Source organism: Bacilliculturomica massiliensis (genome assembly GCF_900605495.1).
In the GTDB taxonomy this organism is placed as follows: Bacteria; Bacillota; Clostridia; order Peptostreptococcales; family Anaerovoracaceae; genus Bacilliculturomica; species Bacilliculturomica massiliensis.
In genome coordinates, this window is record NZ_LR027603.1 from 1,493,638 (window position 1) to 1,515,974 (window position 22,337).

Below are 22,337 nucleotides of genomic sequence, written 5' to 3' on the forward strand. Positions count from 1 at the left end.
CGTTTCCCATCCTTTCTCTATACCTTTTCCTAACGATTCCTTACCGAACAGTTCCAAACATTCCAAAATGCCGCCGAAGCTCTCTCAAAGCCCTGGATAGCCCTTATCCTTACTCCGATACGTCTCCCATGGACGCGCCTCCGACCGGGCCCGCCGGTCCGCCCCAGCGCGCTTTTAAAAATTCACGATCCGGATAAAGTCCTCCGGCTTGAGACTGGCGCCGCCCACCAGGGCCCCGTCGATCTCCTCCATGTTCATGATCTCTTCCGCATTGTCCGGCTTCACGCTGCCGCCGTACTGGATCACTACTTCTTCAGAGATCTCGTCCCCATAGATATCCTCCAGTACCTTGCGGATATAGCCGCACATCTCGTTGGCCTGCTCCGGCGTGGCTGTCCTGCCCGTGCCGATGGCCCACACGGGCTCATAGGCGATGACCAGCGATTTGATCTGATCCGGGCTCAGTCCCTTCACCGCAGCTTCCGTCTGCGCCTTCACTACCTGGGGAGCCTTTCCGGCGTCTCTCTGCTCAAGGACCTCGCCCACGCAGAGGATGGGGATGATCCCGTGCTCAAAGGCCTTGCGGAGCTTTTTATTTACGGTCTCGTCCGTCTCCGCAAAATACTGCCGGCGCTCGGAATGACCGATGATGCAGTAATCCACGCCGATCTCCTCCAGCATGCCGGCGGAGATCTCGCCTGTAAACGCTCCGCTCTCCTCGAAGTGCATGTTCTGAGCGCCCAGCTTCACGCCGCTGGTCCCGAAGGCTTCTTTCAGGGCCGCAAGCTGTGTAAAAGGCGCGCAGACGGCCACGTTCACGTCGGACTTTTCATAGAGCGCGAGAAACTCTCCCGCGAAAGCCCGGGCCTCCGACGTGTTCTTGAACATTTTCCAGTTCCCTGCGATGAATGGTTTACGCATTTTGTCCTCCTCTATTTATCCATCAATACCGCCACCCCCGGCAGCTCTTTTCCCTCCAGAAATTCCAGAGAAGCGCCGCCTCCGGTGGAGATGTGCGTCATTTTGTCCTCCAGCCCGAACTGCTTCACCGCAGCGGCGGAATCCCCGCCGCCGATGATCGTCACCCCGCTGCTGGCGGCCATGGCCTCCGCCACCGCTCTCGTTCCCTTCGCGAAATTCTCCATCTCAAAGACGCCTACAGGGCCGTTCCAGATAATGGTCTTCGCCTTGGCGATCTCGTCGCAGAACAGCCGGATGCTCTTGTCTCCGATGTCCAGTCCCTGCATGTCGGCAGGCATTTTATCCCTGTCGCAGACGAAGTTTTCCGTGTCGTTTTTAAATTCCTTTGCCACTCTGACGTCCACGGGCAGGATCAGATCTACGCCCTTTTCCCTGGCCTTTTCCAAAAGTCCCGCGGCCAGATCCGTCTTATCCGCCTCCAGAATGGAGGTCCCTACCTCCAGGCCCATGGATTTATAGAAGGTGTAGGCCATACCGCCGCCGATGATCAGACTGTCTACCTTTTCCAGCAGGCTTTCGATGACAGTGATCTTATCGCTGACCTTGGCTCCGCCCATAATGGCCAGGAAGGGACGCTGGGGAGCTTCCACCGCTTCGTCCAGAAATTTCAGCTCCTTCTCGATCAGAAAGCCCGATACCGCCGGCAGAAACGCCGCGATGCCCGCCGTAGAAGAATGGGCCCTGTGAGCCGTTCCGAACGCGTCGTTCACGAAGATCTCGGCCAGTTCCGCCAGTTCTCTGGAAAAACCTTCGCCGTTCTTCGTCTCTTCCTTTCTGAACCGCACGTTTTCCAGAAGCATGACCTGCCCCGGCTCCAGCGCTTTGGCCGCCGCCCTGACTTCGTCGTTCACCACTTCGGGAACGCTCTCGAAGATCACCGGTTTTCCCAGCAGGCAGCCAAGGCGGTCCGCCACCGGCTTCAGGCTGTACTTGGGATCCGGCTGGCCGTCCGGTCTGCCCAGATGGGACATGAGTATGATCTTGGCCTGATTGTCGATCAGATACCGGATCGTCGGCAGCGCCGAGGTGATGCGGATATCGTCGGTAATATTGCGGTCCGCGTCCAGCGGCACGTTAAAATCGCATCTGACGATAACGGTCTTCTGTTTCACGTCGATGTCTCTGACTGTCTTTTTCATAATAAACCTCCCTAAACTAACTCTCCAACGCAAGAAAGGCCGGCTGAGACATTTGTATTTTCACCGTCCGTCCGCGCGACCTCCCTGTACATTCTGTTATTAATACCGCTTCCTCTTTGAGGAAGACGGAACATTCATCTCATCCCGATATTTTGCCACCGTGCGCCGGGAAATATCGATCCCCCGCTCCGCCAGGATCTCGACCATGGCCTGGTCGCTCTTGGGCGCCTTGGGATCCTCGTGATCCACGATCTCTTTGATGATCGTCTTAATGCTCTCCGACGCGATGCCCTCGCCGGTGCTGCCTGAGACTCCGCTGGTGAAGAAATACTTGATCTCAAACACGCCCCGCGGACTCTGCATATACTTTCCGTTGATGGAACGGCTGACCGTGGATTCGTGGATCCCCACCTCGTCCGCGATCTGCTTCAGCGTCAGAGTTTTCAGATATTTCGGCCCGTAGTCGAAGAAGTCCGCCTGATATTTGACCACGGCGCTGACCACGTTGTAGATGGTCTGCCGCCGCTGCTCGATGCTTTTGATCAGCCACAGAGCGGAATTCAGCCTCCCTGTCAGGAATTTTGAGATATTGGACTCTTTATCCGCTTCGATGAGCACCTTCTGGTAATAGGGGCTCAGCGTCAGTCTCGGGGTGCTGCTCTCATTCACCATGACCACGTACTGACCGTCCACCTTTTCCACCGTCACATCCGGAATGATGTAACGCGTCTCCGAGGCGGAGCCGAACTGCCGGCCTGGCTTGGGCTCCAGAGAACGGATCAGGTCGCAGATCTCCTGGGCTTCCTTCACCGTGATATTCATCGCCCTGGCAATGCTGCTCAGACGATTGTTTGCCAGATCCTCCAGATGATGATCCACCACCTCCAGCACGACCTCGTCGTCCCGGCCGCTGTGGACCAGCTGGATCTTCAGGCATTCCCTGAGGTCCCGCGCCCCTACGCCGGTGGGGTCGAAACCCTGAATGATCTGCAGGACCTCCTCCGCCTTTTCCGGGGAGATGCCGAACTGCTTCGCCATCTCAGGAAGGGATTGAGTCAGATACCCGTTTTCATCCAGCGCCTCGATCATGTAGATGGCGACCTGCCTGCAGCTTCGCTTCATGGTCACGAACTGCAGCTGGAACATCAGGTGTTCGGTGAGCGTAATATCTGGGCTGACCACCTGCTCGTAGGAATAATCGTTCTGATTGGGATCGTACTGCCACTGCTTATAGCTGATGTCGTCGTACTCTCGCTCTTTGAAATGCTCCGCCCAGTCGAAGGGCTCGTCGGGCTTTTCCTTATTCGGCTCCAGCTTGTTGGCGTATTTTTCCTCGAAGCTTTCCTCCGACTTCGTATTATCGTACTTTTCTTCGAATTTGTCTTCGTACTTCTCGCCGTCTGAGGAACTCTGCTCTCCCTGTCCGCCGCTGTCGATATCCAGGATCGGATTCGTCAAAAGCTGTTCTTCTACATAGTTTTCCAGTTCCTGTGTGTTAAACTGCAGGATCTGGATCGCCTGGATCAACTCCGGCGTCATAACCAGTTTTTGTGATTGTTCGATTGTCAAATCATAACCAAGTCTCATAATCCTCGCCTCTCTGAACAATTGTCACTGCAGCACTCAAACACTAAGAGTAATTATAACACATTTTTGCCCACATCGAAAGCAGAATTCATTCGTGGAATTTAATATTTGTCGTTGTCGATCACATAGAAGCAGATGCGCCTCATGTAGTCCACCACTCGTTCCATGTGGCCCACCATATCCAGAAACAGCACGCCGGAACCGGGATTGCAGACTCCTTGATTCAGCCGTTCCACATGGGACTCCCGCAGGGTCTCCTCCATGTTGCCCAGCTTGATCTCCGCGGACAGAAGGCGGTTGGCCTTCTGCGCATCGCCGTTCCTGATGGTCGGGATCAGCCCTTCCGCCACATTCATGATGAGTTCCTGGAGATCCGTCAGTTCCTTCTTTGCGTCCTCGCTCAGATGGATGCCGTTCTTCTTCTTAAAGGTAGCCAGCTTGGATATGGTAAAAGCGGCGTCGCTGATCCGCTCCACGTCTCCCGTGACCCCCAGCATCAGATTGAGGCTCCTGTGCTGCGCTTCGGAGATATTTCTCCGGGACAGCTTCACCAGATAGACCTCGATCTCTTTCTGCATGCGGATCACGTTGCTCTCTTCCTCCTCCACCCGCGTCACATATTTTTCCGCCCCTGTGAGCACCGCTTTGCAGCTGCAGTCGAACAGCTCAAGAGAAAGTTCCGCCATCACGGCGATCTCGTTATTGGTCTGAGCCAGCGCCAGCCCCGGCGTCTCCAGCATCCGCACGTCCAGGCTGGACGTGTCCGCCTTGACCTCCTGTTTTCTGGCGGGAACGATTTTTCCCGACAGTCCCACCAGCCTGCCCACCAGCGGCAGACAGATGACGGCCGTGCCCAGGTTGAACAGCGTGTGGGCGTTGGCGATCTGCCTGCCCACGTTGACCGGAGACAGGAAAAACAGCAATTCCTCGAACCAGCCCCGGAAAAACAATACCACCAGCACTGCGCCGAAGGTGTTGAACAGCAGATGGATCACCGCCGCCCTCTTTCCGGTGCGGGTGGCGCCTCTGGCCGCCAGAACGGCCGTCAGGCACTTTCCGATATTGATGCCCAGGATCAGGGCCAGTCCCGCGTCCAGGTTCAGAAGACCTCTGGCCGACATGGCGATCATGATGCCCGTGATGACGCTGCTGCTTCTGAGCACCGCCGTCAGCAGGAATCCCACCAGAATGATGAGAATAAAACCGCCCTGGGAAAGATTTTCACTCCAGCGTATAAACTGCTGCACGGAAGGATATTGGAGCAGCGGCAGCAGAGCGGACTCGATGAAGATCATCCCCACGAACATTATGCCCGCTCCCACAAAAATTCCAGCTAATTCTTCGATTTTTTTGCTTTTGGTATATTTCCAGAAAAAAACTGCCACGCCTACGATGCAGGGTGCCAGCAGTTCAACGCGAAACGCCAGCAGCTGAGCCGTCACCGTGGTTCCGATATTGGCCCCCATGATGACTCCCGCAGCCTGGACCAGCGACATCATGCCCGCGTTTACCAGGCCCACCACCATGACTGTGGTCGCCGTGCTTTTCTGATTGATCATCGTCACGATCATACCCGCAAAAATGCTTTTCAGCGTGCTCTTTCTGGACATTTCCAGCAGCCGCAGGGTCTTTCCTTCTGTGACGAGCTCAAGGGAATCTTTCATCACTTCGATTCCGTAAAGAAGCAGACCGGATCCCCCCAGGATCTGAAACGCTATGAGCAGATTTGCAAACGACATTTGACTCATTCCTTCTTTCTTACTATATTAGCTATTCCAGATCAGGAAACCCCGCCTGACGCAGAGCTTCAAACAAAATAATATTTACCGAGTTGGCCAGATTCAGCGAGCGCAGCCTGGTGTCCGCGCTCATGGGGACCCGAACGGTCCGTTCCTGATGGGCCTGTACAAAGTCCCGGGGAAGTCCCGCCGTCTCTCTGCCGAACAGGATCATGCACTCGTCCTCATAACGCACATCCGTGTATTTCCGGGTGCCCTTCGTGGTGGCCAGATAGAGCGCCCTGTCCCCGTACTGTTCCATAAACGCTTCCAGACTCTCGTGTACTTCCAGTTTTACAAAGGGCCAGTAATCCAGACCTGCACGCTTCAGCTGCCTGTCCTCGATGGAAAAGCCCAGGGGCCTGACCAGATGGAGCACGCTGCCGGTGGCCGCGCAGGACCGGGCGATATTTCCGGTATTGGGCGGGATCTCCGGCTCCACCAACACGATGTGAAATGCCATGTCAAACTTCCTTTCTGTCATGCGCCTGTCACGCGCCTGTCGCGCCTGCCTCCTGCGCCGGCCTTACGGCCAGACCCACGGATGTGCGCGCCTGTTTCTTCCTCTTCTCAACAGGACGCCTGTCCGCCGCCCTTTCATTCTCTAATGTAATCATAACACAGAATGTCCGGATGCGTGAACAAAATCGGCCTGTGCCAGTGTCAGACGCTATTATAATAAATTTTTGCAACTTTAGGAAGACATTTTTTCAAGAATATTATATAATGTACCTACTATTGAATTTTTGCCTTCGCCTGTACATCTTTCGTCTGAAGGCAGTGAAAAAATCTCGGAGGTCAGATACAAATGAATAAACAGAAGATAAAGATCGGTATGCTGGGCTTTGGCACTGTAGGCGGCGGCACTTACCGCATGCTTGCCAGCAACGGCAAGATCATTGAAGACAGCACCGGCGTGGAATTGGAGATCTCCAGGATCCTCGTCCGGGACAAGTCCCGTAAGAGAGATGTGGACGCCCCTGCAGAGCTGTTCACGGAAGATCCCGACGACATCCTGAAAAATCCGGATATCGACGTGGTCGTGGAAGTGATGGGCGGGCTTCAGCCGGCCACGGACTATATCGCTGAGGCGATCCGGTCGAAAAAACACGTGGTGACGGCCAACAAAGCGGTCATAGCCAAGGACGGACCCGGCCTGACGGATCTGGCTGTCCAAAATAAAGTCATTCTCCGCTACGAAGCCAGCGTGGGCGGCGGCATCCCCATTTTGAACGCCCTCTCCACCTCTCTGCAGGCCAATGAGTTTACGGAGGTCACCGGCATCGTCAACGGAACCACCAACTACATTCTGTCTCAGATGACAGACAACGATATGAGTTATGAGGACGCCCTGAAGGACGCACAGGCCAGAGGCTTTGCGGAAGCCGACCCCACCGCTGACGTGGAAGGCTACGACGCCGTAAACAAACTGTCCATTCTGATCTCCACCGCTTTCGGCGTGCGCGTGGCTCCGGAAGATATTCCGCGGGAAGGCATCACCAATATTACAAAGGAAGACATCGGTTTCGCCACCCAGTTTGGATATAAGATCAAACTTCTGGCCCAGGCCAGAAGATACCGCTCTACCCTGGAATGCCACGTGCAGCCGGCCATGGTGCCTATGGGCCATCCTCTGGCCACGGTAAACAACGAGTTCAACGCTGTGTTTGCCAAAGGAAACGCCGTGGACGACGTCATGCTGTACGGCAAAGGCGCGGGAGCCATGCCCACGGCCAGCGCTGTTGTGGGCGACCTCTTCGAGATCGCCAGAGCTTACGCCACCGGCACCACGGAGCAGAGCATTCCCACCGCAGTCAACGACAATACCAGTCTCACCTTTGACGGGGAGGGACAAAACATGTATTATGTTAACCTGATCGCCGAGGATATGCCCGGCGTTCTGGGAACCATCGCCACCACCTTCGGCAACTACGGCATCGGCATCGACACCTTCCTGCAGCGCAGCAGAGGCAGAAAGACCGGCCGCCACGTGCCCCTGATCTACATCCTCCACGAAGTCACCCGCGACCGCCTGAACGAGGCGCTGGAGGAGATCGTGAAGTTTACCTTTGTAAAGGAAGTAAAAAGCATCATCAGCGTGGCCTGTCTCGACTGAGACCGGCCCAAGGGACGGAACCACCGGCCCGGCCGCGCCCAGAACGTTTGACTGCGCCCAGAATGTTTGACTGCGCCCAGAACGTTTGGCCGCGCCCAGAACGTTTGCCTGCGGCAGAGCCTTGTTAACAAATGAATTAAAGGAGCTAATAAGAAATGAGTTTATACGAACAGTGGCAGGAGCTTATCGGAAACCAGACCGAAGCCACCTTCCCCGAATTCTGGGAAAAGTACAGTTCTACAGAAAAAAACATCTACAGCGCCGTTCTGGACGATTACCAGACCCCTGTAAAGGGGAGCTTCCGGGAGCTGGCTGAGAAATACGAAGCGGACCCCGTGATCTTCATGGGCTTCCTGGACGGGATCAACAGCAGCATCGAGACAGAGCAGGATCTTGCTGAAATGTCGGAGGATTCCCCCGTGGAACTGGTCATCGACATGGAAAAGCTGTACTTCAACATGCTGTCCGCCGGCGCAGATTACCTCTACGGCCTGCCCCAGTGGGAGACCATCCTCACCGCCGAGAAGCGCCAGGAGATCGAAAAGGCGTACAAGCGTTCCAAGACCGTGGTCAAAGAAAAAGAACCCGGCAGAAACGACCCCTGCCCCTGCGGCAGCGGAAAGAAATACAAAAAGTGCTGCGGAAAAGATAAATAGAACGGCCTTGCCCCTATGCAAAAGAGAGACCGAAGACGCTTCACGTCTTCGGTCTCTCTTTATTACTATTTATTGCTATGCAATGCGGATCATCAGCCGGCCTGACACAACATTGGGACCCATTTTTTCTTTTTGGCTCCTATCAACACCTGAAAAAGAAAAAAACAGCGGATATCACAGGCATTTTCATCGCTCACCTTGTCGTTTTGTGTCGTTTTTTTCTTTATCAAACGATTCTGTGTTGAATACGGAAAAATATTTTCCATATTTTGATCAAAAGGTATATTCTGACCATTTATTTTTCGTTTTTGGTCGTCTTTTTCCGCCAAAAAGAAAAAATCCAGGAAAGGATCCATAGATCCATCCACAGGGCTATAGTGCCGCACAGCCATCGGGCTACGCAGCCATAGGGCCGCACGGCCATCGGGCTACGGCGGCTATACGGCCATCCGGCGCATACGCCGGGCGATGAGCCGGGCGGGACGCGCAGCGCAGGATGAGACTGGATCAGGAATCCGTGTGGGCCATCGTGCTGTCGGCGTGACGAGCCGGGCGGAACCCGCAGGAACCTCTCGGCATCCTTAACAACAGGGAGGGATCACCGTAGCCTCTCCGTCCACCACAACGACCCCCTCCTGATTCAGACAGGTCGTCTTCAGTGTGACGCGGTTTTTCCTCTCGTCTTTTCCCACCACCTCCACCACCGCTGTGATCGTATCCTCAAAGTGTACGGGGCGCAGAAATGTTACCTCCTGCCGCAGGTATATGGTCCCTTTGCCCGGCAGTTCCGTTCCCAGAACCGTGGAGATCAGGCTGGCCGAAAGCATGCCGTGGGCGATCCGCTTTTTGAATACGGTATCTTTTGCATATTCCGTATTCAGATGGGCCGGATTGGTATCCCCGGTGACCCCCGCGAACAGATAAACGTCGCACTCGCTTATGGTTTTGGAAAACCGGGCCTTCTGGCCGATCTTCAGTTGATCCATGGTGTAACTCATACAGTCTTCACTCCCCTCTGTATGGATGATGGATATGCCGGAGACCCGTCCGGTTTTCGGACAGGACAGTTCATAGGTCAGCCCCAAAGCAGGACGGCTCATCGAGCCGCCGCGATGGCCTCCATGGCCGCGGCCACGGCGGATGTTTTGCCCAGCACCACAAGACAGGTCATGTGCTGGGGGCAGCTGCCGTTCAATTCGCAGGCGGTCACGTCCGCTGTCTTTTCCGCGATGTCGCCTGCCACGATTATCTCAAGGACAGAACCCTGGCAGATCCCTATGGATTCGACGCCGCCATTGTTCAGCGCATCCCGCGCCGACTTATCGGAAATCCGTCTGGTTATCATCGATAAGACTGCCTCAGAGGGCCGGTGTATCGCAGCGAATTTCATTTTCATCCTCTTTTCCTGACCCTGCGGGTCCTCCATCCAGCTTTGCGATGTAGGCGAGAAGCTCTCCGATCCCCGTCCCGTCCGTGTTGGAGACTTCAAACACCCGCTCCGCCCCGGCGGAGAACAACGCGTCCGCCGCAGATTCGATCTGTCTTCTGTCTGCGAGATCGATCTTCGCCACAACGCCTATGACTCTGGCGTTGAACATGGACGCCTGGCCGGGAGAATACCACCGCTCTCCGCTGGCCGCGTCCTGCACGAAAACGATCACGTCGGCGTCGCAGGCGGTCACCGTGAGCGCCGACAGATACTGTCTGTTTTCCATGTATTCTCCGGGCGTGTCGATCACCGCGTCTTCAAACTCTACGGCCTGTGTTTTTCTGTAGCGCAGCTGCTCTCCCCTCATCCTCTGTATCAGGGAGGTCTTGCCAGAGGCCACAGGCCCCATCATCATCAGTCGTTTCATAGGATCACGTCCGCGTTATGCTTGTCTGGGCAAATCCCATCTGAGCGCACAACACATCCAAAACGCCGCTCAGCGCCGCCTCCACGCTGGTGACGTCGCCGCACACCACCAGAGAACCGGAAAACCGGTCCACGAAGACCAGCTGCACGTTTCCCGCCTTCGTGGCGATGTCCGCGGCGATAATAGCGCCCTCGGCAGGCGTGATGGTAAGGATGCCCAGCGCGCTCTCCCGGTCTGTGGCCGCTCCCAGCTTTTTATATAGCGTCGGGTCCGGATTGGCGATCAAATGGGCCAGCGTCACCTGCTTTCCCGGCACAAACTCCTGTATGATCCTCTGTTTTTCCTGCATTTCCATCCTCTCACCCCGTTTCAGTAAAGTGATTTCAACAGTTCGGCGTCGGGTCCGGGGATGACCGCGCTGTGGATCAGCATGCCCCCGGCGTTCTCCTCTGTGATCCCCGCCCTGACGGCTTCCTTCACGGCGGAAACCGTTCCCGTCAGCGTCACATAGGACTTGCCTCCGATCCCGATCCCCATCCTCACCTCGATCAAATGGACGTCAGCCGCCTTGGCCGCTGCGTCCGCCGCGTAAATCGCCGCCGTCACGCTGAAGAATTCCATCACGCCGAGAGCGCCTTCGAGAGAGACCTCGGTGGACATGGCCATGGCCCGGATCACATCCTCATGGATGCTTGGGATCAGGGTGCTGTCCACGATGTTTTCTTTTCCCGCTTCCGCGGCCGCTTTCATGGCGGCCTCCACCGCCGAGGTATATCCTCTGAACAGGAAGTAAAACTTTCCCGGACAGCCCGCGTGACAGGAGATCACCTCAATATCAGATGTTTTCAAAGCCGTGTCCGCGGCTTCATAGCCCCTGGCAATGCTGTTTAATTCAATAAATCCGATCGCATTCATGTTCAACCTCATCCCCTGATTCTAATGACGTCAGATACTTCCACTACGGTCCCTTCGATGCTGGCGTGGAGATTCGATCCCAGAGCGCCGGCGGGAATGGAGGCGATGAGCGTTCCGGGTGAGACCCTGTCGCCGGCCGCCACCACCGGCTGGGGAAGCACGCCCGGACCCTGTCTCAAAGCGATGGCCACTTCCTCCGGTCTGATCTCAATGAGGGCATCCTCCTTGGTTCCGCCGTAATCCGCCGTTCCCACCCTGCGGCTTATCCTGCCTGTGGGTACCTTTCTCCACTCTCTGTCAGGCAGCGGGACCGTGGTCTCCTTCCCGCTCCGCCGGATCCCCCGCCTGGCCATTTCCTCCTTCAGGAAGGCGTTTAATTTGCTGGGCTCAAGCCCCATGGGACAGGCGTATGCCGTGCACACCCCGCACAGGGAACAGAGAGAAGCGTTCCTGACGGGCCCGTCGCTCTCCAACAGCTGGTCCAGATCCTCGGAAAAGGCCGCGGCCCGCATGATGCGATGGGGTTCCAGGGGATGACCCAGCAAATGCCTCGGGCACAGCATGGTGCAGTAGCTGCACTGGATGCAGGCGGAACGCGCTCTCTTCTTCAGCGCCTCCAGATCCATATCCCCTTTATACTCTTCCATAAATCCGCCCTTTGGCAGGACCAGTATCCCCGAGGTGGTCTTTGTGACCCTGCCGCTTACTGCATCGCAGGCTATCTTTTTTCCCATCATCGGTCCGCCCGAGACGACGAAACAGTCGTCCGCCGCAGCGCCGCCCGCCGCCTCGACGCATTCCGAAACGGAGGTCCCCAGCGGCGCCCTTATGACGGCGGGGCTGTTGACCGCGCCGGCCACGGTGATATATTTCATGATAAACGGTTCTTCCTTCATGGCGTCAAAGGCGGCCGCAAGGGTGGCCACGTTGGATACCACCACGCCCACGTCAAGGGGGATCCCGCCGCAGGGAACCGTCTTTCCCGTCACCTCGTATACGATCACCTGCTCGTCTCCCGCGGGATAGAAACTGTCCATCCTGTGGATCCTGACCGCCGCGCCCGCCGTCTCCACCGCTTTCTCAAGAGCGGCGATCTCTTTTCCGTAGGCTCTCTTGACGGCGATGACCGCGTTCTGCGCGCCGATCATCTCCGCCGCCTGGCGGCAGGCGTATACGATATCGTCCGCCCTGTTTCTCATCAGATATTGATCCGTCTGCAGCAGGGGCTCGCACTCCACCGCGTTTACGATAAACCAGTCCGCCTTCGCGTTCCACTTTATATGCGTTGGAAAGCCGGCTCCGCCGCATCCTGTCACGCCGGCTTTCTCCACCAGTTCAAGAAGATTCATGCGTCAACCTCCGCCTCGTTTCCCATTTCATTTTTCGGCATCTCAATGGAATCGACGATTCCCACAATGGAAGCGTCGATGGGAGCGCCCTCCTTACCGGAGGCATATCTGGCCGTGCTTCCCGTGACGACCAGGACCTTCTCGCCGATCCCCGCTCCCACGTAGTCCGCCGCGACCATGGTCTCCTCTGCGTTTCCGTAGAGCGGCGCGACGATCATCAGCTTCGCTCCGGAAAGCTTCGCGTCTTTCTTCGTCGCCCAAACGCTTCCGACCACCTTGCAAATCTTCATAGTCAATCACCCCGTCGGCCGCTCACTTTCTGATCACGGCTTTCTTTACCCCTTCATATCCACTGGCGTTTGCTTCGTCCATATCGATGTGCATCATGGCGTGCATGCCCGGATCCACCCGCACCATCACATTGTTCATGGTCAGCGTCCGGGTCCCAAGCAGTTCTGCCTTCACGATGTCTCTGTTTGCAAACCCCATCTGCACGGCTTCCTCCGGGCTCATATGTATGTGCGCCTGAGCGATGATCGCGCTGTTCTCTGCACAGATCATGCCACGGGGGCCAACCAGATACACATCCTCGGCTCCCGTATAATCCCCGGAAATATTCACCGGCGGCCTGATCCCCAGGGAAAAAGCGTCCGTGGCGGAAAGCTCCACCTGGGTGTGGCCGCGCACCGGTCCCAGTACCGCTACGTTCTTGAAGCTGCCCTTCGCCGTCACGATGCTGACCCTCTCCTCCGCCAGAAATCCGGGGAGGGACAGACTGCGCTTGAAGGTAAGCTCCGCGCCCTTTCCAAAGAGAGCCTCCACATCCCCGGCGGTCAGATGGACGTGCCGGGCCGACATCTCCACCGGGACCGTCAGCTCCTCCGACCTCTCCACCACATCTCTGACGATCTCCGTCACGATACGTTCCAGATCCCTTTCTTCCGTATTTGTCGTATTCACCCAATCGTCCTCTCTTTACCTGATATTGAAGCTGTCGACCATGACGATCTTGCGCTTTCTCGTAAATGTTCTGGGCGTGGTCGGTCCCTCTCCCGTGGGCCCTGCAATGGTCAGGGCGTTTGGCCCGATACCGCCGTTAAAGCCCAGTCCGTTAAAACACGAACCGTTCACGACGAATATGGTGGTCTGGATCCTCCTGGCCAGCTCGGTGACCACATCCATATTTTTCGAATGACATAAAGCGGTGTGTCTTCTTCCGTGCTCCGCCTCGCAGGATACCGCTATGCCTTCCGCCGCGTCCTTCACCCTGACCACGGGAATGATCGGCATCATCTGCTCGTTCATCACCAGCATATGATCCGCCGGCGCCTCAAAGATGGCGATGCGCGTATCCTCCGGGATGCGGATCCCGATCTTGCTTAAGATGTACGCCGGGGACCTTCCGATCAGCTCTTTATTGGGGCTGTCTTCCTTTGGCATGCAGAGCCTGGTGAGTTTATCAACAGCGGCCTTGTCCTCGATGAGATACGCCCCTGCGTTTACCATATTGCGGATCAACTCGTCCGCTATGGAATCCACGGCTATGATCTCCTTTTCTGTGATACAGGGCGTGTTGTTTTCATAGCCCGCGCCGGCGACGATGTCTCTTGCGGCCTTGGGTATATCCGCGCAGGAATCCACGAATACGGGAGGATTTCCCGCTCCCGCTCCGATCCCCTTTTTTCCGCAGCTCAGGATGGACTTGACCACCCCCGGACCGCCGGTGGCGCAGAGCATCGTGACCCTGGGATGGTTCATCATTTCCTGTGTGCGCTCCATGGTGGGGTTGTTCAGCGAGACAACTAAGTTTCTGGGACCGCCCGCCGCTTCTATGGCCTCCGTCACAAGCTCCACAGCCCGGGCGGAAGACTGAAAGGCTCCGGGATGGGTGCTGAATACCACCGCGTTTCCCGCGGCGATCATCATGATCGAGTTGGCGATCACCGTCTCGGGAGGATTGGTAGACGGCGTGAGAGCGCCGATGACCCCAAAGGGCGCGTGCTCGTACATGGCCATGCCGCCGTCGTTGGCGTTGATGTCCGCCGTCAGGTCTTCCACAGAGGGCGTCATCGAAATGGCCCCCTTCATTTTCATGAGCTTGTCCGGATAGTTGCCATAGTGAGTTTCCTCAAGCTCCATTCTGGTCATCTCCTCCGCGTGGGCCATGCAGACGGTCTTTATGCTGTCGGTGATGCGCTTTCTGTCTTCCAGCTTAAATTTCAGGAATTCCTTCTGCGCTTCATAGGCGGCGTTTACCGCCTCGTCGATATCGTCGTACAGGTATTTGATCTCCCCATGAGCCGCCCCTGCCTTCCGGGGGGAAGGGGAACTGCCGTCTCCGGCTTTCCCGCCCAGCTCCTGCGCCACTTTTTGTACGATGCGTTCTATGATCTTTTCATCTACTGTCATAGGATCGATTCCTCCTCACCCTTTGTTTCTGCGAAAATATTCAATTCGTCCACCACTCTCGACAGGATAAACAGGAAGTCCGACAGACGATTCATGTAAATGCACACATCCTGACTGACTCTGGCTTCCTCTCTGATTCCCACGATCTGCCTTTCCGCTTTTCTGACCATGGCTCTGGCCACGTGCAGATAGGCGGATCTCGCCGACTTTCCAGGAATGAGAAATTCCCTGGACGCAGGCAATTTTGCGGCAAACACATCGATCAGCCGCTCAAGCTGGGCCGCGTCATTGGGAACGATCACCTCCGTCAGCGCCCGGCGTCCTCTGTCGTCGGAAGCCAGCTGCGCCCCGATTATGAACAGCTTTCTCTGACACAGGCGCAGGAGCGCTTCCAGGTCCTCGTTTCCGATGTGGGACGCAGCCAGTCCGATAAAGGAATTGGCCTCGTCCACCGTTCCGTACGCGCCCACGCGGCTGGAAGACTTCCGCACCTTGCTCCCGCCGTAAAGGGTGGTCATACCCTTGTCCCCGGTCTTTGTATATATTTTAGTCATTTCACCATCTCCAAATCACTGATTCTGACAGCGGACTACCTTTATCCCTCTCTTGTCCAGCAGATCCTTTGCCGTGGTGGTCACCACCGCGTCCTCTCTGATCGCAAGCTCCCCCGAATGCACATTCTTCAGATCCTGCTTTGCAATGACCCGCTTATCTATTCTGTTTTGATCCAAACAGCGGCCGTCTTTTTTGTTCTCCCTTTCGTCCACAAAGGCGATCCCGTAGGTACTCAGATCTTTCTTTATCTCATTTATCCTGCGGACGAAAGCCGGGGCGGCGCTCCTGGTATTCAGCCATTTTGACAGTACGCTCACCGGCTTTCCCATCCGCAGGGCTTCCGCGACCAGCTCCGCGGCGGGATCTTCCATCTGCAGGCCGTGTATGTTCATCAGCTGCTTTAAGGTCAGACCGGCCGCCAGCAGGGCGCAGTGCTCCTCCATCAGAGACTGGATATTGAACAGGGATCCGTCGATCTGCCCTTCGCCGTTCATCCATATCCGATCTATTGTATACGGCCCCTTTTCTGTTTCCCGCAGATGCCGCTGGACGGCCTCCTCATCCGCCGACGGGCCTGCGAGCACCAGGATCTTTTTCCCTGCGCCCGCCAGACCCATTCGTCTGATCACCTCTTTCACGATGCTCTGTATTTCATGTTCCATCATGGCGTTCTACCTCTGACCGAAGGAGACGCCGTCTCCTCCGGCCATCCTCTCAACAGTCGTTCTTACTTCTGAAGCAATTCGTCTACGCTGGGATTCGGTCTGGGGATCACGTGGGTGGATACCACTTCACCCACGTTTCCCGCGGCCACATTTCCGGCTTCCACCGCGGCCTTCACCGCGCCGACGTCGCCCCGCACCATCACGGTCACCAGTCCGGATCCGATCTTCTCATATCCGCACAGTTCCACGCTGGCGGCCTTTGTCATGGCGTCCGCCGCCTCGATCGCTCCGACTAAACCTCTTGTTTCGATCATTCCTAATGCTCCGCTCATCTTTCTTCCTCCTGTTTTCTAATGATATCTTTGTAATGCATACATTTCGTCCTTGCTTCTCCGCGGACCCTGGGGCACCGGGGATCCAGACAAAGATTGCAGACCGTTTGTTTTTCGATTCCTTCTTCTGCCGGCTCCTGGTCTTCCGCGGGGATCTGAGCAGCTTCCGCCCCATCGTCCTCTGCTTCTGCCGGCTCCACCTTCTCCGCTTCCTCTGCTTCCGCCGCTTCCATCACATCTTCTTCTGTTTTCCGCGGCGCGCGCCATCCTATGTCTCCCCGCCTGCCCATTGTCTGGGACAGCATGATCCCAAGCTCATCGCTGGGACTGGGAATGACCTTGACTGCAAAGACAGCTCCTCCCATATCTTCCACTGAGCGGACCGCCGCTTCCACAGCCATTTTGACCGCGCTGACCCCGCCCTGAAGCTTCACCGTCATGCGGCCGCCGCCCCGGGAGCTTTCCAGCCCCGCCAGCGCCACGTCCGCCGTCTTTATCGCCGTGTCCATCGCCACTACGGCAGCGGCCTTGCCGACCAGCTCAATGAGTCCCAACGCTTTTTCCATCCGCATCCCTCCCTTCGCGAATCGCCGGCCTCAGGGGTGTTATTCCGCGCCCAGCATCTGATTGACGCCTGTATGAGGTCTGGGGATCACGTGGCAGGATACCACCTCACCCACGCTTCCGGCGGCGGCGCCGCCGGCTTCCACAGCCGCCTTCACCGCGCCTACGTCCCCTCTGACCATTACGGTCACCAGTCCGGATCCGATTTTCTCCATGCTCTCCAGCTTTACGCTGGCCGCCTTGACCATGGCGTCGGCCGCTTCCACCGCCGCGATGAGTCCTCTTGTCTCGATCATTCCTAACGCTTCTGAATTCATAATCTACCTCTTTCTGAACGATTTAACGAGTGTACTGACCCGTTCATATTTGGATAAATAGCCTGCCGAATCGTAAGCGGGGCAGTACGCTAAAGCTCCGCGTTTGCCCAGTCCGCCGGATACGTATAATATACGGCCCGGCACGTTTCAGGCGATGAAAAGCAGATGGACGTGCCTTTTGGAATATGCATGATATCGCCCTTATAGCCCAGATTGTGTCTCCCCTCGACGATGATGTCTAAAACGCCGTCCACCACGTAGTAAAATTCGTCGTAGGTCAGCGTCCACGGATAGGTGCTGTGGTCGATTTCAAGGATGCCGCAGCCCAGTCTCGGGCTTTCCTCCAGTGTCACCACGTCCATCAGCCGGACCTTTGCCGGCACGCCCACGTCAAAGGGCTGACATTTTACCGTTTCCGTCTTGATACAGATCACGCCGGACGGATCGGTCCGCTTCTCAAAAACAGCTTCCTCATTCTTTTCCGCTCCTTCCTCCAGGACCTCCTTCACGATCCTGTAGATGAGCTCGCGATTCACTTCCATTTATAAACCTCCCTCACAAATTTATCGTCCGTAGATCGGATGATCCGCGATTTCCTGCACGGCCGCGCCGAAGGCTTCGCAGCAGATCACGCATTCCGACTGGCTGCCCGTAAAAATAGCTCCGCTGCAGTTGGTCTCCGTGGGCGGCGTGTAGAATTTGACCATCCTGGCGTTGGAAGCCTTGTCCGCCGCGTCCGCGCCGAAGATGGATTCGATGGGCGGTCCCACCAGATACGCCATGGCGCAGCCGGGAGGAATACCCATGGTACTGGAAAAATACGTGCCCACGCTGGCGGCCGTGTAGGTCAGGTACGCAATGCTGTCGTCGTCGTTGCAGCTGACCGCGTACACCTGCTTACTGTCGTAAAATTCGTTGATGGCGTCCATGGCCGCCTGGACGCTTGACACCGTTTTCCCGGCGAATATGCCGATGCCCTCGCCCTGCAATTTGGAAGAGGAATTGGCGTTGCCGCCGTAGAAGGACCCTGTGTAGGTCACGTCCACGTCCGCTTTCTTGGTGGCTTCATCCAGCGCCAGGAAGACAAAGTCGTCGATGGTGGCCGTCAATACGGCGCAGCTGGTATGCTCCGGAGAAAGCCGCAGTTCCTCTTTTAATACCTCGCTCACCTGAGATATGAGCACCATGCTCAGGATCTCAGGATATATCTTGTCGTTTCTCATTTCTGTCTCTCTTTCCGAAACCCTTAAATAATCAGATCCACGCCGCTTTTCTGTTCCTTGAGAATGCGGGCGATCAGATCTGAAATGTACGCGCCCGCCTCCGCGGGAGGCGTTCCTCCATTATCCTGAATGTTGGACACGCAGGTGCGCTTCGATTCCAGAATACCGACCTTCGGTCCATACGTGATATAGCATCCCAGGCCGTCCCAGGAAAGCAGTCCCGGCCGTTCCCCCAAAATGACGCACACTACCTTGGCGCCTACCTCCTGTCCGATCAGATCCCCGATCCCCACCCTGGTATATTCCACAAAGCACGGGGTGCCGTAATCGATCTTATTTGCCTGGAGTCCCTGGAGCAGCGCCGGCAGCAGCTCCGGCATGCTCTTCTCCAGGCCCTGATTGCTCTGTCCCTCGCCGATGACGATCTGCACATCCGGATTTTTCTTGAGCTGGGTCCTGACGATATTCATATTTGCGTCGTCCAGAAGGACTCCCAGGTCCGGCCTCATGAGATACTCCTCCTTGGAGGACGGCATGCTCTTCAAGACCGGATATCCCAGAGAGCCGACAAATTCTTTATTGAGCGGCGTCCACACCGCGTCCACCGCCGCCGAAAGGTTTGCCATCTTTCTGATGTTTATCATCGTCTTTTCTCTGTCTCCGGCCCTGCCCGTGGCCGTTCTGGCAGGCGTGGAACGTTTCAGTCTCATGAGAGCTTCTTTATTTTTCGGATTTTCAACGAGACAGATCTCTTCTTCCGGTATCATCGCGATATCCACCAGGCTTTCATCGCTTACCGAAGAACGGTCCGCCTGTCCTGCTCTCACCGCCGCCCCGCTGCCCGCCGTTGAAGATCCGTCCCCCGGCAGCTCCAGATCACCTAACGCTTTTATCACCGCCTGGATGATCGCTTCTTCATTTATATTCTGATTCGCCATTTCAAGCCTCCATTCTAAACAATCAAAACGTTACCATCGAGCGTGTCATTCCGCCTAGAGGAAGATCGACGCGTCGCCTGCATTTTCTCCCAGATTTCCCTCCTCGTCTAAAATGCCCCACTTCTGACACCATCTCTCGAATTCGGGAATGGTGCGGAGCCCCAGCATTCTGCGCATGGTCGCACAATCGTGGAAGGATGTGTCCATGTTGTACGTGGTGACGTCCTGAGCGCCGGGAACGCCGATCCAGAACTGCGTGCCCGCAAGACTGGCTGTCATCATGACCACGTCGTTGTCGTTGTAGTCCGCCTTCACATGACTGGAAAACGCAATGTCCGTTCCGATGGGGATCCCCGACATCTTGGCCATGAACACATCCTCCAGCATGGATCTGGTGCACTGCTTGGCGTCGTACTGCACCTCAGGCCCCACAAAGCCCACCACATCGTTTACGATAAAGGGAGCGAAGCGCTTGCCAAACCCGTAGGTACGGGCCTCAAGGGTAGCCATATCGGCTCCGTAATGCATATTGCCCGCGTTTTCCGGACCCTGTCCCGTTTCAAAGTACATGACGTTGGGCCCTGTGGAAGTCCCGTATCTCAGGGCGGTCTGCCTGGCCTCCTCCAGGATCTCCACGCTTACGCCGAAGGTCTCGTTGCACTTCTGCGTTCCCGCGATGCTGGCAAAGATCAGGTCGGAAGGCGATCCGCTCTTCATCGCTTCCATCATGGTGGTGACGTGGACCAGATAGCACACCTGGGTGGGAATTTCATATTTTTCCTTCAGTTCCTGCAGCATGTTCATGATCCTGCGGGTGGTATCCAGATTTGTGGTGGCCGGATTGATCCCGATCACGCAGTCGCCGCTGGCGTAGCTCAGTCCCTCGAAGATGGACATCCTGATCCCATTGGGATCGTCGCTGGGATGATTGGGCTGAAGTCTGGTGGCCAGGATCCCCGGCTGGCCGAGCGTGGTGTTGCAATGGGTGATGTTTCTTATTTTCCTCGCCGCGTAGACCAGGTCCATGTTTCCCATCAGCTTCGACACTCCTGAGATCGTCTCCGAGCTCAATCCCCGCATGATCCGCTTCAGATCATTTTCGCTGGTTTTGTCGCTGAGGATGTACTCTCTCAGCTCTGATATGGACCAGTTCCTGATGCTGTCGTAGATCTGTTCATTCAGATCGTCCTGGATCACCCGCGTCACTTCGTCCTCTTCATAGGGGACCACCGGATTTTCCCGCAGGTCCGACACCAGCAGGTCGCCCAGCACAATTTTTGCGGCCAGTCTTTCCTGCTCAGACTCGGCGGCGATCCCGCAGAGTACCTCGCCGCTCTTTAAATCGCCGGATTTGGCGAGGACCTCTTTGACAGAGTTAAATTGATACACTTTACCAAAAAGTTTTGATTTTAATAACATGTGTCTCTCCTCTCGACTCTCAATAATTAAATGCGATCGTTTTTATCACCACGGGCACCGAATCTGCAACGCCCACAGGTCTTCCAATATCGATGTAATCGCCGTCGCCCACGTCCACGGAATCAATGCAGATCACTTCCTTCCCCGGGGGCAGGCGCATGGAAAGACTCTGTCCCAGGACCTTTCCATAGTCCCCGTAAAGGATGACCACCAGCAGCTGCTGAGCCGCCATCAATTCTCTTGTTGCACCGATCACTCTCTCAGCCAGATCCACCACATCTTGAAACCCCATCTTTTTATCCACTTTCAGGTTCAGCGCTATGGTCTGATCTCCGTCCAGACCCTGCAGCCACTCTGTTTTCTTTTTCACCTGATCCGTGAATTCTTCCGGGGGCAGGTGAAGGGGATCTTCAATGGCCAGTATGGGAACATTCTTCAGCGGCAGCAGTTCCGGCCGGGTGACGGCGATGGTCCCGCCGCTCACATCCACGGAATGACTGCCGGCCCCGATCACGGTGGCGCTTATGGTCTCCTTCGGCTTCACCACCCGAAGGGAATGCTTCTCTATGGCTTTTTTCAGCGAATCCGCAAGGTATACGCCGATATCGCCGTATTTCAGCTTGTCTTTTTCTTCCGGCTCGTAGACCAGTTTCCCGACTCCGCCGGAAAACGACACCACGTCGATCTTTTTGACCGGACCCCGGTTTTCTCCCTTCTCCGTGCGGAGAAACAGGTAATGTTCATTGGTCTGCGACGGTTCCAGCTTTCCCATGACCGCCTCCGCCATGGCATCGGTGATCTGCGTGATCTCCGATGCGTTTAAAACGGCGCCCAGCTCTGCGGAGACGCCCAGCCGCCGCCCCATCTCCGCGATCTTCGGAAAGACGTATTCGATCCTCGTAGAGCCCCGGCTGAACCGGATCAGCCGTCCGCCCACATCCAGACAATCGGCGTCGATGCAGTTTCCATCGTAGAAGGCCGCCGTGTTGGTGGTCCCGCCTCCGATATCCATATTGCAGATGGTCTCTACCTGATCCACGGAATACTGCTGTGCTCCGCTGCCCTTGCCGGCCAAAATGCTCTCCAAACTGGGCCCCGCGGCGGCTACCACGAAGTCTCCCGCGAACCTGCTGATCTCCCCCAGGACTCTTTCGGCGTTGACCTTCCTTGCGGTATCCCCCGTTATGATAACGGCCCCTGTCTCAACGTCGCCCGGGTCTACGCCGGCGGCGCTGTATTCCTTTTCGACGATCTCTCTGATCCCCTCCGCGTCCAGCTCTACATTGGATCTCAGAGGCGTAAAATAGACGGGACTTCGATAGATCACACTTCTGTCTGTGATCTCCGTCCTCGGCATGTACATATCGCCTGTCATCTTTTCGATGGTCAGACTGCTAAAGACCAGCGAAGTCGTTGAGGTTCCAATGTCGATACCCACGCTCAATATTTTTTCCGCCACCTCCTGACGCTCCTTTCCCCGTTCTGCCGTCCCACAGAAGGCCGAATCAAACGCGGCCTTTCTGATCGAAAAAAAAAGC

27 protein-coding genes are annotated in these 22,337 nt (G+C 56.2%); 2 read left to right on the forward strand and 25 right to left on the reverse strand.

Annotation, left to right across the window (positions count from 1 at the left end; genetic code table 11):
• Positions 1-174: 174 nt before the first annotated feature.
• From tpiA to trmL, 5 genes are all read right to left on the reverse strand, one after another.
• Positions 175-921, reverse strand: coding sequence for a triose-phosphate isomerase (gene tpiA / locus E0E37_RS16030; RefSeq protein WP_130863986.1), 747 nt, complete (start codon positions 919-921; stop codon positions 175-177).
• Between the two features lie 11 nt (positions 922-932).
• The gene (locus E0E37_RS16035; RefSeq protein ID WP_130863987.1) at positions 933-2,120 is read right to left on the reverse strand and encodes a phosphoglycerate kinase; all 1,188 of its coding nucleotides are present in this window, start codon (positions 2,118-2,120) and stop codon (positions 933-935) included.
• A 99-nt stretch (positions 2,121-2,219) separates the two neighbouring features.
• A complete protein-coding gene (gene rpoN / locus E0E37_RS16040; protein ID WP_130863988.1) occupies positions 2,220-3,707 on the reverse strand; it encodes an RNA polymerase factor sigma-54 in 1,488 nt (495 codons plus the stop codon).
• Positions 3,708-3,808: 101 nt separating this feature from the next.
• Positions 3,809-5,446, reverse strand: coding sequence for a Na/Pi cotransporter family protein (locus E0E37_RS16045; protein ID WP_165445405.1), 1,638 nt, complete (start codon positions 5,444-5,446; stop codon positions 3,809-3,811).
• Positions 5,447-5,477: 31 nt separating this feature from the next.
• Positions 5,478-5,948: a tRNA (uridine(34)/cytosine(34)/5-carboxymethylaminomethyluridine(34)-2'-O)-methyltransferase TrmL gene (gene trmL / locus E0E37_RS16050; RefSeq protein WP_130863990.1), complete on the reverse strand. Its 471-nt coding sequence runs from the start codon at positions 5,946-5,948 to the stop codon at positions 5,478-5,480.
• 345 nt (positions 5,949-6,293) lie between these two features.
• On the opposite strand from trmL, the gene E0E37_RS16055 reads away from it, so the two are divergent.
• Both E0E37_RS16055 and E0E37_RS16060 read left to right on the forward strand, forming a co-directional pair.
• Positions 6,294-7,601, forward strand: a complete 1,308-nt coding sequence (locus E0E37_RS16055) for a homoserine dehydrogenase (protein WP_130863991.1) — start codon at positions 6,294-6,296, stop codon at positions 7,599-7,601.
• Positions 7,602-7,756: 155 nt separating this feature from the next.
• Positions 7,757-8,257: an SEC-C metal-binding domain-containing protein gene (locus E0E37_RS16060; protein ID WP_130863992.1), complete on the forward strand. Its 501-nt coding sequence runs from the start codon at positions 7,757-7,759 to the stop codon at positions 8,255-8,257.
• Between the two features lie 92 nt (positions 8,258-8,349).
• On the opposite strand, the gene E0E37_RS16065 is transcribed toward E0E37_RS16060, so the two are convergent.
• The 20 genes from E0E37_RS16065 to E0E37_RS16160 all read right to left on the reverse strand — a co-directional run bounded on the left by E0E37_RS16065 (position 8,350) and on the right by E0E37_RS16160 (position 22,258).
• Entirely contained in the window at positions 8,350-8,613 is a 264-nt protein-coding gene (locus E0E37_RS16065; protein ID WP_130863993.1) for a hypothetical protein, read from the reverse strand.
• A 225-nt stretch (positions 8,614-8,838) separates the two neighbouring features.
• Positions 8,839-9,255 carry a MaoC family dehydratase gene (locus E0E37_RS16070; protein ID WP_130863994.1) on the reverse strand — a complete coding sequence of 139 codons (417 nt, stop codon included), beginning with the start codon at positions 9,253-9,255 and terminating at the stop codon, positions 8,839-8,841.
• A gap of 98 nt (positions 9,256-9,353) precedes the next feature.
• Positions 9,354-9,602, reverse strand: a complete 249-nt coding sequence (locus tag E0E37_RS16075; RefSeq protein WP_165445406.1) for a BMC domain-containing protein — start codon at positions 9,600-9,602, stop codon at positions 9,354-9,356.
• A gap of 13 nt (positions 9,603-9,615) precedes the next feature.
• Positions 9,616-10,113: a EutP/PduV family microcompartment system protein gene (locus E0E37_RS16080; RefSeq protein WP_130863996.1), complete on the reverse strand. Its 498-nt coding sequence runs from the start codon at positions 10,111-10,113 to the stop codon at positions 9,616-9,618.
• 4 nt (positions 10,114-10,117) lie between these two features.
• Positions 10,118-10,468: a BMC domain-containing protein gene (locus E0E37_RS16085; protein WP_130863997.1), complete on the reverse strand. Its 351-nt coding sequence runs from the start codon at positions 10,466-10,468 to the stop codon at positions 10,118-10,120.
• A 14-nt stretch (positions 10,469-10,482) separates the two neighbouring features.
• Complete coding sequence (locus E0E37_RS16090; protein ID WP_130863998.1) at positions 10,483-11,028, reverse strand: BMC domain-containing protein; 546 nt, start codon at positions 11,026-11,028, stop codon at positions 10,483-10,485.
• 8 nt (positions 11,029-11,036) lie between these two features.
• Complete coding sequence (locus E0E37_RS16095) at positions 11,037-12,377, reverse strand: 4Fe-4S dicluster domain-containing protein (protein ID WP_130863999.1); 1,341 nt, start codon at positions 12,375-12,377, stop codon at positions 11,037-11,039.
• Complete coding sequence (locus E0E37_RS16100) at positions 12,374-12,667, reverse strand: EutN/CcmL family microcompartment protein (protein ID WP_130864000.1); 294 nt, start codon at positions 12,665-12,667, stop codon at positions 12,374-12,376. The genes E0E37_RS16095 and E0E37_RS16100 overlap by 4 nt, the downstream gene beginning before the upstream one ends.
• A gap of 22 nt (positions 12,668-12,689) precedes the next feature.
• The gene (gene pduL, locus E0E37_RS16105) at positions 12,690-13,337 is read right to left on the reverse strand and encodes a phosphate propanoyltransferase (protein ID WP_130864001.1); all 648 of its coding nucleotides are present in this window, start codon (positions 13,335-13,337) and stop codon (positions 12,690-12,692) included.
• A gap of 15 nt (positions 13,338-13,352) precedes the next feature.
• Complete coding sequence (locus E0E37_RS16110; protein ID WP_130864002.1) at positions 13,353-14,786, reverse strand: aldehyde dehydrogenase family protein; 1,434 nt, start codon at positions 14,784-14,786, stop codon at positions 13,353-13,355.
• Positions 14,783-15,340 (reverse strand): cob(I)yrinic acid a,c-diamide adenosyltransferase, encoded by a 558-nt coding sequence (locus tag E0E37_RS16115; RefSeq protein WP_130864003.1) that lies wholly within the window; start codon positions 15,338-15,340, stop codon positions 14,783-14,785. Before E0E37_RS16115 ends, E0E37_RS16110 begins: the two co-directional genes overlap by 4 nt.
• 15 nt (positions 15,341-15,355) lie before the next feature.
• A complete protein-coding gene (locus tag E0E37_RS16120; protein ID WP_130864004.1) occupies positions 15,356-16,006 on the reverse strand; it encodes a hypothetical protein in 651 nt (216 codons plus the stop codon).
• A 62-nt stretch (positions 16,007-16,068) separates the two neighbouring features.
• Positions 16,069-16,338: a BMC domain-containing protein gene (locus tag E0E37_RS16125; RefSeq protein WP_130864005.1), complete on the reverse strand. Its 270-nt coding sequence runs from the start codon at positions 16,336-16,338 to the stop codon at positions 16,069-16,071.
• Complete coding sequence (locus E0E37_RS16130) at positions 16,335-16,904, reverse strand: BMC domain-containing protein (RefSeq protein WP_165445407.1); 570 nt, start codon at positions 16,902-16,904, stop codon at positions 16,335-16,337. The genes E0E37_RS16125 and E0E37_RS16130 overlap by 4 nt, the downstream gene beginning before the upstream one ends.
• A 39-nt stretch (positions 16,905-16,943) precedes the next feature.
• Positions 16,944-17,219: a BMC domain-containing protein gene (locus tag E0E37_RS16135; protein ID WP_130864007.1), complete on the reverse strand. Its 276-nt coding sequence runs from the start codon at positions 17,217-17,219 to the stop codon at positions 16,944-16,946.
• 89 nt (positions 17,220-17,308) lie between these two features.
• Positions 17,309-17,761 carry a cupin domain-containing protein gene (locus tag E0E37_RS16140; RefSeq protein WP_130864008.1) on the reverse strand — a complete coding sequence of 151 codons (453 nt, stop codon included), beginning with the start codon at positions 17,759-17,761 and terminating at the stop codon, positions 17,309-17,311.
• A 21-nt stretch (positions 17,762-17,782) separates the two neighbouring features.
• Complete coding sequence (gene eutL / locus E0E37_RS16145; protein ID WP_130864009.1) at positions 17,783-18,442, reverse strand: ethanolamine utilization microcompartment protein EutL; 660 nt, start codon at positions 18,440-18,442, stop codon at positions 17,783-17,785.
• Between the two features lie 23 nt (positions 18,443-18,465).
• Positions 18,466-19,380, reverse strand: coding sequence for an ethanolamine ammonia-lyase subunit EutC (eutC, locus tag E0E37_RS16150; protein ID WP_130864010.1), 915 nt, complete (start codon positions 19,378-19,380; stop codon positions 18,466-18,468).
• A gap of 54 nt (positions 19,381-19,434) precedes the next feature.
• Positions 19,435-20,799: an ethanolamine ammonia-lyase subunit EutB gene (eutB, locus tag E0E37_RS16155; RefSeq protein ID WP_130864011.1), complete on the reverse strand. Its 1,365-nt coding sequence runs from the start codon at positions 20,797-20,799 to the stop codon at positions 19,435-19,437.
• Between the two features lie 19 nt (positions 20,800-20,818).
• A complete protein-coding gene (locus tag E0E37_RS16160; protein WP_165445408.1) occupies positions 20,819-22,258 on the reverse strand; it encodes an ethanolamine ammonia-lyase reactivating factor EutA in 1,440 nt (479 codons plus the stop codon).
• Between the last annotated feature and the right edge of the window lie 79 nt (positions 22,259-22,337).